Here is a 15,205-nt window from a genome sequence, read left to right on the forward strand (position 1 = left end):
TAGACCACGGAATATTTTAGTTATAAGCTTATAAGTAAAAGGAAAGACAGTCGAACCGTCAGCGACTGTCTTTTTTGTATATAGATTTCTGTTTTGTATATAGATTTCTGCATTGACCAAAAGGAGTTTTTTATGATATCCCATCCCTTTCCCTACCGCATTATCCGCAGCAGTCGGAAAACCCTGGCGATCCAGGTCAGCGTTTCCGGTCAGGTAACTGTCCGCGCTCCACACACAATGCCAGATTCCACCATCCATCGTTTTCTCTCACAGAAAGAAAGCTGGATCCTGAAGCACCTCTCCCACGCCGCCTCCAGGCCGGCACAGCCCCCGAAAGAAAACCCGCCTCTTTCGGAATTCCGCCGCAGTTATTATATGGAATCCGCCAGAAAAATATTCAAAAGAAAAACCGCAGCCTACGCCAGAAAAATGGGCGTAACCTACGGCCGTATCACGATCCGGGAACAAAAAACCCGCTGGGGAAGCTGCACCAGCGAAGGAAACCTGAACTTCAACTGGCGGCTGATCTTCGCCCCGGAAAAAGTCCTGGATTATGTTGTAGTACACGAACTTTCCCACAGAAAAGAAATGAATCATTCCCCTGCCTTTTATGCAGTGGTGGCATCTGTGATGCCGGAGTATAAAGCCTGCGAAAAATGGCTCAGGGACAACGGAGCGACCCTGTGGCAGAACCCGTCTCCGTAAAACTCAGGCTCTCACTGCTCTCGCCGAGCTGTACTTCACGATCAGAAGCTCCACGCTGAGCACATCTCCAAGTGTACCTGTCTTTACCGCCTCTTCCGCATCCACAAAATCCCGCACAGCATTCTCCAGCTCTTCCACAGTGTAGGATCTGGCACAGGACGCCAGATTCCGCACAACAAAAGAGGGTACTCCCAGTTTGGAAGCGATCTCGGTCTGAGAAAGACCCTCCTGTGACATTTTCTTGGTCAGGCAGATCTGACGAAACTGTTTCGCCAAAAGAAACAATATCCGCATCGGCGGTTCCCGAAGAGTCAGAAGGTCATAGTACAGATCCAGGGCCCGCTTCTGGTTCTTCTCCGTCACCGCACGCACCATATCAAAGATCTTATTGGTTGTCTGCGTGGTACAGACAGCCTGGATATCTGCAGCCGTCACAACATCTCTTCCGACCGTATAGGAGATCAGCTTTTCCAGCTCCATCCTTATATTTCCCATATCTGTTCCCGTCATGGTCAGCAGAAGCTCCACATCTCTCTGGGTGATCCTGCGTCCATTTTTTCCAAGGATTCCTGCTGCCCACCGCATAAGAGTCTTTTCATCCTGCTGTTTAAATTCCCCGATGCTGCCGCAGGCTTTTACCGCCTTGTACATACGGCTTCTTTTATCTACCTCAGACTCGCAGAACACCAGATACAGATAATCAGGCAGAGCTTTCATATAATCTGCCAGTTCCTCACATTTGTTCTTAAAGAATCCCGTATCCTCAAGAAGGACTACTCTTCGCTCTGCAAAAAAGGGCATGGTATCACAAAGACTCAAAAGCTCCCGGACATCGATCCCCTTCCCCTCATATCTGGTAAAATTCATGGTATCATCGTCCGGGTTCAGAGCCTTCACCAGATTTCTTTTATATTGCTGCTTCAGATAGGCTTCCTCACCATAAAGGAGATATGCCTGCTTAAATTTTCCTGTTTTAATATCTTCCTGAATATTCTTCAATCTCTGTACCCCTGTCTGATTTTCTCTGTAATCCAGTTTATACGACAACTGCCGGAAATGCAACACCCAAGCAAAAATTTGACTTTCCACCGGATTCATGATACTGTAAACAGGTACATATTCCGGCAGATCCGTTCTGTCAGCGAAATATGCGGAAGGGAGTGTTCCATTATGGAAAAAAGAAGAAACAGCAGAACAAGCAACCTGAAGAGCGCAACCACCAAGGCCAAAGCTACCGTGAAATCAACTGTAGAAAAGATTGAAAAAACACCTGCAGCTGAAAAAACCGTTAAAGCAGTCAAAAAGGCAACAGAGACTGTAGCAGCCAAGGCACCAGAAGTAGTAGAAGAAGTTAAGAACACTGTAAAAAATCATAAGATCAGCGGCATCACACTTGAAATTTTTGAGACATCCATCACAGTTGCCGACCTTGAGGCAGCTGTTAAGAAAGATGCAGAAGCAAAGGGCCTGAAAGGCAAAGAGCTCCACATCTATGTAAATGCAGAAGAAAGAGCAGCTTACTACACTGCTGACGGAGAGGGTTCCGACGATTACAGGATCGATCTGGCCACTCTGTAAGCTCCGGCGGATCTGTTCCGCGATCGCTTACTATGCCGGTCTGTCTGTGACATTCCGGAAACGCAAAAAGCCATGCACAGGACATTTTCATCCGGTCCCGCTGCATGACTTTTCTTTTTTATCTTTTACTGGATCTTTTTGATCCAGTCTCTGGAGCAGCCTACTGCAGCTCTCCAGCCTTTTACCATGGCATTTCGCTTCTCGTCATCGATCTCCGTGCGGAAAATACGTTCCACATCACGACTTTCCAGTACTGCCTCCTTGCTTTCCCAGAATCCCACAGCAAGACCTGCAAGATATGCGGCACCAAGAGCAGTTGTCTCAATACATTCCGGACGTTCTACAGCCACATTACTGATATTGGCCTGGATCTGCAGGAGAAGATTGTTTGCACTTGCTCCGCCGTCTACACGAAGAACTGCAAGGTCACTTCCTGCATCTTCCTTCATAACCTCCAGCACATCATTGACCTGATATGCAAGTGATTCCAAAGTCGCACGCACAATATGATACTTATTTACACCACGGGTCAATCCCACGATCGTGCCACGGGCATACTGATCCCAGTAAGGAGCTCCAAGTCCTGTAAATGCAGGCACGACGTAGCAGCCGTTTGCATCCGGTACCTTTCCCGCAAAATACTCGGTATCCGATGCGGAATCCACCAGATGAAGCTCATCACGAAGCCACTGGATCGCAGCACCAGCCACAAATACGGATCCCTCCAGAACATAAGTGATCTCTCCGTTAAGTCCCCATCCGATGGTTGTAACCAGCCCGTTATTGGAAAATACCGGTTTATCTCCTGCATTCATCAGAAGAAAGCCACCGGTTCCATATGTATTCTTGGTTTCACCTTTCTTAAAGCAGGCCTGCCCGAACAGCGCCGCCTGCTGGTCACCGGCAGCACCGGCTACCGGGATCCTTCCGCCGAAAAAGGACGGATCTGTCTCACCATAAATCTCACTGGACTCTTTTACCTGCGGAAGCATGCATTTCGGAATGTCAAGCTCCTCCAGGATCTCATCATCCCACTCCAGTGTATTGATATTGAACATCATCGTTCTGGATGCATTGGAATAATCTGTTACATGAACAGCTCCCTTGGTCAGCTTCCAGATCAGCCAGGTCTCCACGGTACCAAACAGAAGCTCTCCCTTCTCTGCTCTTTCGCGGGCGCCCTCCACATTATCCAGGATCCATTTTACTTTGGTGGCAGAAAAATACGCATCGATAACAAGTCCTGTTTTCTGACGGAATTTTTCTTCCAGTCCCTTTGCTTTCAGGCTGTCGCAGTATTCTGAGGTTCTCCTGCACTGCCATACGATGGCATGATAAACCGGCTGTCCCGTATTCTTATCCCAGACAATAGTGGTCTCTCTCTGATTGGTGATACCGATCGCTGCAATATCCTCTGCCGTTGCCTCAATCTGGTTCATAGCCTCTCTGGCAACAGAAAGCTGTGTGGACCAGATCTCGCCTGCATCATGCTCTACCCATCCCGGTTTCGGAAAATGCTGGATAAACTCCTTCTGCGCCACACTGCGGATCCTTCCACTTTCATCAAAAAGAATACAGCGGTTACTGGTCGTTCCGGAATCCAGCGCCATAACATATTTTGCCATATAAAAATCCTCCAATACATTTCTTGGCTGCGGCTCAATGCCTCTGCAGCCTCATAATTTCCATACCTTCTGATTTGTAGTGGAAACCGCTGCTGCCCCCGCACCCAGGGCTCCCATCACATCCTCCTTATCGGAGATCAAACCGCCTGCGATCACAGGCACCTTGCTTGTTTTACATATCTGTTTAAGAATCTTCGGCATCAGCCCCGGCAGAACCTCTACCACATCCGGCAGCTGCTCATGCTGATTTCCCAGATTCTCAATGTTCTTGATCGCCATGGAATCAATAAGGAAAAAACGCAGAACTGTATACATTCCAAGCTTCTTCGCCCTGTTGATCATGGATGCTTTTGTTGAAATGATCCCATCTGCATGGATATTTTTACAAATATAATCCACAGAAACCTCTTTTGAGCTTAAACCTGTGATCAGGTCTATATGTGCCATCGCGATCTTCCCCGCCTGGTGGATCCGCTCCACAATTCCCCCAATAGAACGGATATCTCCATACAGGATAAAGATCACGGTAAGCTCTTCTCTGCCCAGACAGTTCTGAAGCCCCTGTTCATCCTTTACAGCCGCTATGATCGGGTTAGCCTCGATCGCGTCCAGAAATTCTTTGTTCATATTCTCTCTTCCTCCGCAATGTTCACACAATATCATACTATCTCCGCGCATTGTTTGAAGATATTATTCTTATTGTATCAGTTTATTGCTTCAAAGACCAGACACATTTGCCAAATATATCTGTTTTATTTCCGGCTGTATTACAATTCTCAGACAATCTTCTTCTCTGGCAAAAGAAGGGAAGCCCCTATGGACTTCCCTTCTGCAGATACATTATTTCTCAAATGGGAATTTGAACTGTGTAAGTCCGAATTCATCACGAAGTCCGATAAACTCTTTCTGAACTGCCTCTGTCACCGGAACTCCCTTATCCTTACGATACATCCATACATCATATTCCTTCTCGCCTGCTGTGTAGATACGTTCCTGTCCAGGAGCCTTCTCGGAGCCTCTCAGGTCTCTCAGGATATCACCGCATGTTTTCTTGAATGCCTCTGCACCCATAAATGCCTCTGTGTCGATAGCAATAAAGAAATGTCCAAGATGATATGGACGGATCTTTCCTTCCTCATCCTTGCCCTCCAGAGCTTTCAGGAAGAGACCGGACTGAAGAGCTGCGGAAAGGATCTCAACAACAGTAGAGTATCCGTATCCCTTATATCCTCCGGTTGTCTCACCAAATCCACCGAGAGGAGCAAGTGCTGCCTGCTGGCTTCTGATCTTCTTAAGGATCTCTGCACTGTCTGTAAGCTCCTCTCCTTCTCTGGAAATAACAAGACCCTTAGGAGTATCATGATTGATACGTGCGTAGTATTCGATCTTGCCATTCTGGATAACAGATGTTGCACAGTCCAGTGTAAACGGGAACGGCTCATCTGTAGGCATACTAAATGTCAGTGGGTTGGTTCCAAGCATATTCTCAACACCAAATGTCGGTGCAACGGATGGTCTTGCGTTGGTACCGCTGATACCGATCATATTCTCCTTTGCTGCGAGACCTGTCCAATATCCTGCGATTCCATAATGGGAAGAGTTACGGACTGCAACCATACCCATACCGTATTTATGTGCTTTTTCGATACACATGTCCATAGCCTTCTTGCTGGCTACCATTCCCATACCATCGTTGGCATCGAGAACTGCAGTTGTCGGTGTCTCTTTAAGAATATCGATCTTTGTTACAGGATTTAAAATTCCGGATTTGATACGGTCGATATAGATCGGTTTAAAGCGGTTGCAGCCATGGCTCTCAATTCCACGTCTGTCACTTTCCAGAAGTACGTCGGAACAAAGTCTTGCATCCTCTGTTGGAACTCCCATTTTCTCAAATACCGCAGTCATAAAATCGTCTGCAAGCTGCCAGGAAATAAAAGGTCTTGTTTCCTTCTCCATTGTAAAAATCCTCCATATACATTATTATAGTTTTTTATTTTACTTATATAGATCTGCAGCAGGACCCCCTCCTGCCGGAGATTTCAAATTTAGCCTGCCTCCTGTATGTACCTTACAGAAAGCGTCTTTGCATTACAGTTTCAATCCTCGTCTGCCACTACTCTTCCTCTGTCCGGATAATTGGTGATGATGGAGTTTACTCCCCATTTCTTCATCCTTCTCATATCCTCTTCCTCGTTTACAGTCCAGACATTCACTCCGATCCCGTTCTGGGAACAGCTGCGTACATGCTCTTCCTTCAGGTATTCCAGATTCGGATGATAATACTGCACATCACAGGTTCTTGCATAAACCCCTGCATTATCCACGTATTTCTCTACCAGAAAGCCCCCTGCAATAGTCTCATCACTCTGTCTGCACAATACAATGGATGCGTTATTGAAAGAGGAAAGGATGATCCGATCCTCCAGACCATATTCGCAGATCATATCAATGACCTTCTCTTCCATACCACCATAATAATAAACACTGTTCTTCAGCTCGATGTTTGTGATCAGATCTTCCTCCTCTGCCATCCACTCCAAATACTCTCTCAGAGTCGGAATCTGAAGCCTGCCGAATTTTCCGGCAAACTTATCCGGATAACTGCAATCCAGTTTACACAGCTCAGCATATGTAAGATCATAGATATATCCGTTTCCATCTGTGGTACGGTCAACCTTCTCATCGTGCATGATCACCGGAACCAGATCCTTGGTCAGCTGTACATCAAGCTCGATCCCCTCACAACCAGCCTCCACAGCCTTCTGAAACGCCAGCATTGTATTCTCCGGATATTCTCCGCTGAAACCACGATGTCCAAATACTTTCATTCTAATCATCCTCCATTCAATGCATCACATCGTTATGAGCATTTTTACTAATTCATATTTCTGATTATATCATAGCATTTATTTATTTTCAACATTTTTCATCGACTTTTATGTATTTTTTTGTTATTTTTTAATTAATTATTCTTTTAAGCGCTAATATTTTTTGTGCATTTTGTATATTTTGTTTCATAGCAAACAAAGCGATAAAAAAGCCTTTTCAGGTTTATTTTATTCGCTTTGTCTGCCGGAGGGCTGACATATTATAAGCATACAGATTGCCACATATATCCTCCGCAGATCACTGTATGATCTGCTTCACATTTCCTGTAGCCACGATATCCACGCCTGTGCCTGCTACATTCTCCAGGATCACGTCCCCGATCTGAACCGGCACTTCCACACATACATCCCGCAGCGCTTCCACACAGTCAAAAATCTTTCCTTTCGGAATATCCTGTGCTGTCTTTACTGACACCACCGGCATACTTCCATTCTTCACATGAACGGTCGTTGTCACGATCCTGGTCGGATCTGTCACTTCCTTCACTGCATATTCCGCACCTTTTTTACAGGTATTTCCTGTGACGGAAATGATTTCTTTTCCATCCATTTCCACCAGAAGGGCGCATCCCATAGGACATCCGATACAAGTAAGATTCCTTTTTTCCATTTTCATCACTCCTCCACCTGGATCACAAGTTCATGTTTATCCTGTTTCTGTTTTCCTTCCAGAATGGAAAGAAGCTGCTCTTTTTTCAATTTGATCTGTTCCATCTCTCCGGGTGCTGCCACCTGTTTTTTTCTGGAAAAGATCCGTTCTCCATCCAGATATGCACGGATGTAACAATTTTTATATACATTTCCCACACGGAAGCGGACCAGCTGCTCCTCCGCCATGTGACCGATACGGATCTCAGACGGCACTGTATAGCGGACTCCGTTTTGGGGCGAAAGCGTGATCTTTATCTCTTCCGGTATTTTGTCCTCTCCATTGTTGTTTATATAGAGAGCCGCATTTCTTCCTGCATTGCCGGCTTCCTCCGAAACAAAATCCACCAGATCATGAACATGAAGAACATTTCCGCAGGCAAAAATACCTTCTACATTTGTCTCCAGACTTTCGTTTACCACCGGTCCGGAAGTCACATTACTCAGCTTCACACCTGCCTGTCCGGAAAGCTCATTCTCCGGGATCAGACCAACAGAAAGAAGAAGCGTATCGCATTCAAAAAATTCCTCTGTACCGGGAATCGGGCGTCTGTTTTCGTCTACCTCTGCAAGAGTGATTCCTTCCACACGTTCTTTTCCTTTTATGTCAACCACTGTATGGCTAAGCTTCAACGGGATTCCAAAGTCATCCAGGCACTGCACGATATTTCGCTTCAGGCCTCCGGAATATGGCATCAATTCTGCCACTGCCTTAACCTCTGCACCTTCCAGCGTCATACGTCTAGCCATGATCAGTCCGATATCACCGGATCCCAGGATCACTACTTTTTTTCCCGGCATAAATCCTTCCATGTTTACAAGGCGCTGTGCTGTTCCTGCTGAATAAATGCCTGCCGGTCGATATCCCGGAATGTTCAGTGCACCTCGCGGTCTCTCTCTGCAGCCCATGGCAAGGATCACAGCTTTTGCCCGGATCTGATACATTCCCTCCTGGCGGCTCATGGCAGTGATCACCTTATCCTGGCTGATATCCATGACCATGGTGTTCAGCCGGTACTCGATTTGCTGCTCTTTTACCATCCGGATAAAACGTGCCGCATATTCCGGTCCTGTCAGCTCCTCCTGAAATGTATGAAGGCCAAATCCATTATGGATACACTGATTCAGGATCCCGCCCAGCTCCTTATCACGCTCCAGGATCAGGATACTCTCTGCTCCCTCTTTCTTTGCAGCCAGGGCTGCTGCCAGTCCTGCAGGGCCTCCGCCTATGATCACGATATCTCTCTTCATCATAATCTTATCATTCATGGTTCTCGCCCTCCTCTGCAATTTTCTTGTTGATTCCTTCGATCAGTCTGGAAGCTCCGCCTGTTTTTGTGATCTCCTCCATGGAAATGCCAAGCTCTCGGCTGAGGATTTCCATTGTTCTGGGAGAGCAGAAGCCTGACTGACATCTTCCCATTCCTGCTCTTGTACGGCGTTTTACTCCGTCCAGGGATTTCGCTCCAAGCGGTCTTCGGATCGCATCCAGGATCTCTCCCTCAGAGATCATCTCACATCTGCAGATGATATTTCCATATTCCGGTGATCTTTTGATCAGCTCATTTCTTTCTTCCAGAGAAAGCTCTGACGGATCCAGGATCCCTTTTCTCACCGGATCAAAATCCGGATTTACTTCCGGATGTAATTTTTCTTTTACGATGTCAGCAACCATACAGCCAATGGCCGGTGAGCTGGTAAGTCCCGGAGATGCGATTCCTGCACAATCGATAAATCCTGGAGCATCCTCCACCTCTTCGATCACAAAATCCATACCGTCCTCGATAGCTCGAAGCCCTGCAAAGCTTGTGATCACCTTCCGCAGTGGAATATCCTTTACTGTTTTCCGGGATTTGACACTTACTTCCTCCATCCCCTCTGAGGTAGTCGCTGTTTCCTCCCGATCCTCCAGATCCGTAGCTGTAGGCCCGATCAGAAGATTACCGTGAACAGTCTGTGTTACCAGAACTCCTTTTCCGTTCTTATTTGGAAGTGCAAAGATCGTATGATTCACATGTGTTCCTGCACTTTTATCAAGAAGCATATACTCACCCTTACGAGGAGTGATATGCAGTTTTTTCTCACTTACCATATTATGAAAAACATCCGCATAGACACCGGCAGCATTGACGATACAGCCTGTCTCAAAATCACCCTTTGAGGTTTCCACAACAAAACCTTTTTCCTGTTTTCGGATGTTCTTTACTTCTGTGTCAAATTTAAATTCCACACCATTGTTATATGCATTCTCTGCCATTGCAATGTTCAGCTCAAAGGGACAGACAATTCCGGCTGTCGGTGCATACAGCGCTGCCAGCACCTGATCAGACAGATTCGGCTCCATGGCAAGTGCTTCTTCTCTGTCAAGGATCCTTAGTCCCTCTACTCCGTTTTTCATTCCTCTTTCACGCAGCTTATGCAGCATGGCGATTCCATTCTCAGTCGTACAGACAGTCAATGAACCCGTCTGTTTAAAAGGAAAATCCAGTTCCTTCGAAAGCTGTCCCATCATATTGCTGCCCTTCACATTCAGTTCCGCCATAAGGCTTCCCGGTTCTGCATCATAACCGGAATGAGCGATTCCGCTGTTTGCCTTGGAAGTTCCACAGCATACATCCTCTTCTCGCTCCAGAACGCAGATTTTCAGCCGATATCTTGAAAGCTCTCTCGCCGCTGCCGCTCCGGAAACTCCTACTCCGATAATGATCACATCATACATAGATCTGTTTCTCCTTTCCTGTTTGCGGATCTTCTGAACTGTCCCCGGCTTTCTCTGCGCCGGAAACAGCAGAATATCCGTTGCAACACAAGCATTGCCGTCCGCAGGTATATATTCTGCGAGGAGTACTGCTTACGAACAGCAATCTTTCAAGTGAATATGCCATTATTTTTATGCCGTAACCCTTTGTAACCCTTGTAATCCTTTTGAAACATTAACATTTGCGCATAAAAATAGCCGGCATAAAAACACACTTATCCATGTGTCTTCATGCCGGTCTCTGTTCTCAATGGCATTCTCTGTATTCAGCAAGCTGAATCAGATTCCTTCTTCACTTTGTATTCATTGTATCAGACTATTCTTCATATTTCAAGTGCATTTTTCGTAAAATACATCGTTTTTTCTTTAACATGCTCTTAACTTTCTCAAAAACATGATAAGTTTCATTGTATTCCCGATTCCCGATCATATTTCCTCCACAGAAATAACTCCTTCCTGCTGTCTTACCTCACGAAATACAGTATGGCGTGCTTTCCATTTGGCAGCCTCCATTGTTGCCTGGATCACCACACTCTGTGTTTTGGATCTCTTTTTGATGATAACTACGTTGGAGATCATGATGTCCTCTTCCCGGAGCTTCTTTATGACCATACTCATCTTGTCTTCATTTTCAAACTCCATATATACGTCATAGGTATTGGAATGCTCTTCCACATAAACCTCTATATATTTCGCATATTTGAACACCAGAATAAGCCCCAGCGTGGTAAAGATCGCACCGCTGTAAAAGCCGATTCCCACAGCAAGTCCGATACACGCAGAAGTCCAAAGACTGGCTGCTGTCGTAAGACCGGATACATGTCTCTGTCCGGTCACAATGATAGTTCCCACTCCAAGAAAACCAATCCCGCTGACAACCTGTGCGCCAAGTCGTGCAGTATCTCCGATTCCTGCCCCATTAGAATATACATGGATAAAATCGCCCGTCATCATAACCAAAGTTGCCCCCATACAGACGATCATATGTGTTTTTACACCTGCCACACGCTTCTTCATTCCACGATCAATACCGATCAGACATCCAAGAAACATCGCAAGAATCAGCCGAAACAGCGTCGATCCCATATTTAAAGTGTGCAAATAATCCGATATTGCATTACATGCTCCGAGAATTCCGCCCATAAATTTGCTCCTTTCCTGTTGTAACATTATTTTCTGCCGGTGATAACGCCAATAGCGCATCACTTCATTTTGCCTTGCACGAACGCCGCAGGCCACACTCACTCCATTCGAAAGCTGTCTAGTCAGCCGGACTCACTCCGTCCGTCTCACTACGCAGTTTTTCATATGATCCTATACCCCGGATATACATGATCTGTAGTCTCACAGCATGTAAAACAGCAGGGATACCGGCGCCCAGCGGCGGTATCCCTATCTGTTGCTCTATCTACTGATCAGAGGGCATTCTGATTATTTAATAGACTCGTTATAGTTCTCGATCGCTTTGTTTACAGAAGCTGCAAGCTGATCAACAGCGTCCTGAGTTGTAAGCTTGCCATCATATACCTGCGGCATGATCTCGTTGAATGTAAGACGGGCTTCTGTCTGTACACCTGAGAGAACACCTGCTGTATTGCAGTTTACAGGAGAATCCTTCAGCTGGTTGATAGCTGTCTCGAAGTTCGGGTTTTCTTTGAGGTAAGCCTTCATATCCTCTGTCTCATAAGCTTTCTCGTTGATCGCAAAGTATCCTGTACCCATGGACCATTTAGCCTGTACATCAGGAGTTGTGATGTACTCGATGAATTTCCATGCTGCATCTTCGTTGCCTGTATCTGTAAGCCACAGGGATCCACCACCGATGATAACACCGCCTTCATCATTCTGCTCGATTCTCGGAAGATATCCTGTACCAACTTCGAACGGAGAAGAATCAACTGCATTTTTCAGGATAGCAGTAGACTCGATGATCATACCAACCTGTCCGGAGAAGAATGCTGTCTGAGTATCTGCTGTTGTTGTTCCGTAATCTTCGAAATATCCGGAATCATACAGCTTTTTCCACATATCAAATACTTTCAGGCCGCCGCCGTTGGAATCAAAATCAACAGCTGTAACTGCCTCTTTACGTCCATTGTCATTGTTTCCGTATGTTACACCAAGTCCTGCAAGCTGCTGCTCAAAGAACCATCCGTAAATAGCCTGTGAATAACCAACCGGAGCTGCTCCGCTCTCTACGATCTTCTTGGCATCCTCAAGAACCTCATCATAAGTTGTTGGCGGAGTTTCAGGATCAAGTCCTGCTGCCTCAAATACGTCTTTGTTGTAATACAGCATAGGTGTGGATACGTTAAATGGCATTGCATACTGCTTGCCGTCTACGGTATAGTAGCTGCTGATAACCTCCATAACAGAGCTCTTATCATAGCCTGTGCTCTCAAATTTGTCTTCTACAGGAATGACAGCACCACTGTCATACATGAACTTTGTTCCTACGTCATACATCTGGCAGACATCCGGAAGACCGGAGTCACTCTGCATAGCAGCTTTCAGTTTTGTGATGGTATCATCATAGGTTCCCTGATACTCAGCTTTAATCTCAATCTCATCCTGGGATGCGTTGAAATCATCCACGATCTGCTGAAGCACCTCACCGTTTGTGCCGCCCATTGCATGCCAGAATGTAAGTGTTGTTTTCTCAGCTGCACTTACTGAGCACGGAGCTGCCAGAGATGCAGCCATGATTCCTCCTAAAAGAATCGCCATCCATTTTTTGTTGTTCATATAGAAACCCTCCTTTTATAATGGTCCGACCCGCCCCAATACAGGTCGGACAAATTAACATTTTTGCTACTTGCTCTTATGTGATTGGATCAACCCTTAACAGCACCTGCTGTCAGACCACTGATCATCTGCTTCTGACCAATGATAAATACAAGGATCGACGGAATCAGGATAACCATAGCGCCAGCCATAACCGGTCGGAAGTCTGTTGCCTCAGCCCCCTGAAGCATACCAAGACCGATCTGAACCGTTCTCATATTTACACTGTCTGTTACAAGCAGTGGCCACAGATAGTAGTTCCAGCTCTGAAGGAATACATAGATGATCAGAGCACCCAGTGATGGTTTGATAAGCGGAACACCGATGGTATATAAGAACTTGAAATTTGTACATCCGTCAATCTCTGCCGCCTCATGGATCTCCTTCGGCAGTGTCAGGAATGCCTGACGCATGTTGAATACCGCAAAAGCTGCTGCTGCATTAGGAAGGATCAGCGCTGCGTATGTATTACGGATACCCCAGTCAGCAATAGTCAGGTAGTTTGCGATGATGATCGCCTGGCTCGGGATCATCATGGTTGCCAGCATAATATAGAACAGGACCTTTTTGCCTTTGAACTCCATCATTGCAAAAGCATATGCTGCAAGAGCACCTGTAACGACCTGAGCAAATGTGATAACACCGGATACGATCAGTGAGTTCTTAATGAAGGTAAAGAACGGTGCAAGCTGAAATGCTCTTGTGTAGTTCTCGATAGTCAGATGGGACGGCCAGAACTTTCCGCCGTAGATCTCCTTCAGATCCATCATACTAACATTGAAACAGTAGATAACAGGAACAATAATAATAATTGCAAAAATAATATTCAGCGCATACATCGCCACTTTTACATATGGTTTTTCTTTCATCAGTAGGTCACCTTCTTTTCCAGTCTAAACTGCAGTGCAGTCAGGATGATCAAAATAACAAACAGAATTACGGATTCTGAACAGGCCACACCGAAACGGCTGTTGATAAATGCCTCCTGGTAAATCTCATACACGATAACGTTGGTACTCTCTGCCGGTCCGCCCTGGGTCATCATCTTGAACTCTGCGTATGCCTGTACGGAGTTGATGACATTGATGATGAGAAGGAAGAACAGTGTCGGAGAGATTGACGGAATCGTTACATGACGGTGCTTCTGGAAGAAATTCGCTCCATCCAGGGCAACGCTCTCATAAAGCTCAGCCGGTACACTCTGGATCGCTGCAGTAAGGTAAATGAAATTCATACCGATCGCCATCCATACACTAACGATCGTAACTGCGATCAGTGCATATTTCTTATCTGTCAGCCATCCGATATGAGTTCCGAGAGCCCTGTTCAGGATACCCAGAGAGCTGTGGAAAATAAACATGAACACTACAGATGCCGCTGCTGCGGAAATAGCCATCGGAAGTGCATATACAGTACGGAAAAATCCTTTTGCCCTGATCTTCTCTGTACTGATGATCGCCAGTATAAAACCGAGCACAATAGAAAGGATAACTCGCATAACAGAAAATTTCAGTGTTGTCACCAAACTGTTAAGGAACGTTCCATCTGTAAAAATATTCGTATAGTTGTCAAGTCCTACATACTGTGCCACCTGACCAAGAGGTGTGGTTCTGGCAAAGCTCAGCTGGATCGTCTTAACGAACGGCCAGAATACAAACAGTATAAAAAGGATCATTACAGGAACCAGATAGAGATAAGGCTCCACTGTCCTGAAAAAAGATTTTTTACTTTTCATTGTATATCACCTGCTTTTCATAAATTTACGTACTACCGATCAGCTGCATCATCACGATATCTCTGTCCTCCTGACAGTGCTGATCATGTTGCTCATTACACATTCTGCTGAAAAACATTTCCGTTATATCTTCCAGCAATTACCCCAATACATTAAGCAAAACTCTCATTTACGTTCTGCTGTCAAAAATGCCCTCCCACTACCCTCCTTTGTATTTGCGTGTTTGTTATCTTTACCAACTTTTTACCGAATGATAACACATTTCTTGCATATAATCAACAATTATTTTCTTATTTTTCAATATTTCTTTATTTATTTTATACAATTATCATTTAATAATAATTATTTTTTTATCTATTTTATACATTTTACCGCACCTCAATAAGGCAATCCATTCTGATCACCTTCCATAAAAAACAGATAAAAAAATCGGCAGAAAATAACGCATCCTTCGATGCATATCTTCTGCCGTTCTCTCTTC

14 protein-coding genes are annotated in these 15,205 nt (G+C 45.5%); 2 read left to right on the top strand and 12 right to left on the bottom strand.

The window, feature by feature from the left end:
• The first annotated feature begins 132 nt into the window (after positions 1–132).
• Positions 133–705, top strand: coding sequence for a M48 family metallopeptidase (locus LI091_RS07400; protein ID WP_173740721.1), 573 nt, complete (start codon positions 133–135; stop codon positions 703–705).
• 3 nt (positions 706–708) lie between these two features.
• Here LI091_RS07400 and holA read toward each other — a convergent pair whose 3' ends face one another.
• A complete protein-coding gene (gene holA / locus LI091_RS07405; RefSeq protein WP_022426949.1) occupies positions 709–1,704 on the bottom strand; it encodes a DNA polymerase III subunit delta in 996 nt (331 codons plus the stop codon).
• A gap of 171 nt (positions 1,705–1,875) precedes the next feature.
• Between holA and LI091_RS07410 the strand changes: the two genes are divergently transcribed.
• A complete protein-coding gene (locus LI091_RS07410; RefSeq protein WP_021651876.1) occupies positions 1,876–2,283 on the top strand; it encodes a DUF6465 family protein in 408 nt (135 codons plus the stop codon).
• Positions 2,284–2,408: 125 nt separating this feature from the next.
• Here the strand turns inward: LI091_RS07410 and glpK are convergent, their stop codons facing one another.
• From glpK to LI091_RS07465, 11 genes are all read right to left on the bottom strand, one after another.
• Entirely contained in the window at positions 2,409–3,908 is a 1,500-nt protein-coding gene (gene glpK, locus LI091_RS07415) for a glycerol kinase GlpK (RefSeq protein ID WP_021651875.1), read from the bottom strand.
• Positions 3,909–3,959: 51 nt separating this feature from the next.
• A complete protein-coding gene (locus LI091_RS07420) occupies positions 3,960–4,535 on the bottom strand; it encodes a glycerol-3-phosphate responsive antiterminator (protein ID WP_114002061.1) in 576 nt (191 codons plus the stop codon).
• Positions 4,536–4,748: 213 nt separating this feature from the next.
• A complete protein-coding gene (locus tag LI091_RS07425; protein WP_118515046.1) occupies positions 4,749–5,867 on the bottom strand; it encodes an Ldh family oxidoreductase in 1,119 nt (372 codons plus the stop codon).
• Between the two features lie 140 nt (positions 5,868–6,007).
• On the bottom strand, positions 6,008–6,739 hold the full coding sequence (locus LI091_RS07430) for a glycerophosphodiester phosphodiesterase (protein WP_265190996.1): 732 nt from the start codon (positions 6,737–6,739) through the stop codon (positions 6,008–6,010).
• Positions 6,740–7,037: 298 nt separating this feature from the next.
• Positions 7,038–7,409, bottom strand: a complete 372-nt coding sequence (locus tag LI091_RS07435; RefSeq protein ID WP_265190997.1) for a DUF1667 domain-containing protein — start codon at positions 7,407–7,409, stop codon at positions 7,038–7,040.
• Between the two features lie 5 nt (positions 7,410–7,414).
• Positions 7,415–8,701: an NAD(P)/FAD-dependent oxidoreductase gene (locus LI091_RS07440; protein WP_092071978.1), complete on the bottom strand. Its 1,287-nt coding sequence runs from the start codon at positions 8,699–8,701 to the stop codon at positions 7,415–7,417.
• Between the two features lie 7 nt (positions 8,702–8,708).
• Entirely contained in the window at positions 8,709–10,166 is a 1,458-nt protein-coding gene (locus tag LI091_RS07445; RefSeq protein ID WP_265190998.1) for an NAD(P)/FAD-dependent oxidoreductase, read from the bottom strand.
• A gap of 465 nt (positions 10,167–10,631) precedes the next feature.
• Positions 10,632–11,348, bottom strand: a complete 717-nt coding sequence (locus LI091_RS07450) for an MgtC/SapB family protein (protein WP_022426944.1) — start codon at positions 11,346–11,348, stop codon at positions 10,632–10,634.
• Between the two features lie 288 nt (positions 11,349–11,636).
• On the bottom strand, positions 11,637–12,950 hold the full coding sequence (locus LI091_RS07455) for an ABC transporter substrate-binding protein (RefSeq protein WP_265190999.1): 1,314 nt from the start codon (positions 12,948–12,950) through the stop codon (positions 11,637–11,639).
• 89 nt (positions 12,951–13,039) lie between these two features.
• Complete coding sequence (locus LI091_RS07460; RefSeq protein WP_021651865.1) at positions 13,040–13,858, bottom strand: carbohydrate ABC transporter permease; 819 nt, start codon at positions 13,856–13,858, stop codon at positions 13,040–13,042.
• A complete protein-coding gene (locus tag LI091_RS07465) occupies positions 13,858–14,724 on the bottom strand; it encodes a carbohydrate ABC transporter permease (protein ID WP_022426943.1) in 867 nt (288 codons plus the stop codon). Before LI091_RS07465 ends, LI091_RS07460 begins: the two co-directional genes overlap by 1 nt.
• Positions 14,725–15,205 lie beyond the last annotated feature (481 nt).

The organism is Blautia sp. MSK20_18 (genome assembly GCF_020553125.1).
GTDB lineage: Bacteria > Bacillota > Clostridia > Lachnospirales > Lachnospiraceae > Blautia_A > Blautia_A fusiformis.

Coding starts and splice junctions, on each gene's coding strand:
- LI091_RS07400 (WP_173740721.1), top strand. CDS start 133: ATGATATCCCATCCCTTTCCCTACCGCATTATCCGCAGCAGTCGGAAA.
- LI091_RS07410 (WP_021651876.1), top strand. CDS start 1,876: ATGGAAAAAAGAAGAAACAGCAGAACAAGCAACCTGAAGAGCGCAACC.
- glpK (WP_021651875.1), bottom strand. CDS start 3,908: ATGGCAAAATATGTTATGGCGCTGGATTCCGGAACGACCAGTAACCGC.
- LI091_RS07420 (WP_114002061.1), bottom strand. CDS start 4,535: ATGAACAAAGAATTTCTGGACGCGATCGAGGCTAACCCGATCATAGCG.
- LI091_RS07425 (WP_118515046.1), bottom strand. CDS start 5,867: ATGGAGAAGGAAACAAGACCTTTTATTTCCTGGCAGCTTGCAGACGAT.
- LI091_RS07430 (WP_265190996.1), bottom strand. CDS start 6,739: ATGAAAGTATTTGGACATCGTGGTTTCAGCGGAGAATATCCGGAGAAT.
- LI091_RS07435 (WP_265190997.1), bottom strand. CDS start 7,409: ATGGAAAAAAGGAATCTTACTTGTATCGGATGTCCTATGGGATGCGCC.
- LI091_RS07440 (WP_092071978.1), bottom strand. CDS start 8,701: ATGATGAAGAGAGATATCGTGATCATAGGCGGAGGCCCTGCAGGACTG.
- LI091_RS07445 (WP_265190998.1), bottom strand. CDS start 10,166: ATGTATGATGTGATCATTATCGGAGTAGGAGTTTCCGGAGCGGCAGCG.
- LI091_RS07450 (WP_022426944.1), bottom strand. CDS start 11,348: ATGGGCGGAATTCTCGGAGCATGTAATGCAATATCGGATTATTTGCAC.
- LI091_RS07455 (WP_265190999.1), bottom strand. CDS start 12,950: ATGAACAACAAAAAATGGATGGCGATTCTTTTAGGAGGAATCATGGCT.
- LI091_RS07460 (WP_021651865.1), bottom strand. CDS start 13,858: ATGAAAGAAAAACCATATGTAAAAGTGGCGATGTATGCGCTGAATATT.
- LI091_RS07465 (WP_022426943.1), bottom strand. CDS start 14,724: ATGAAAAGTAAAAAATCTTTTTTCAGGACAGTGGAGCCTTATCTCTAT.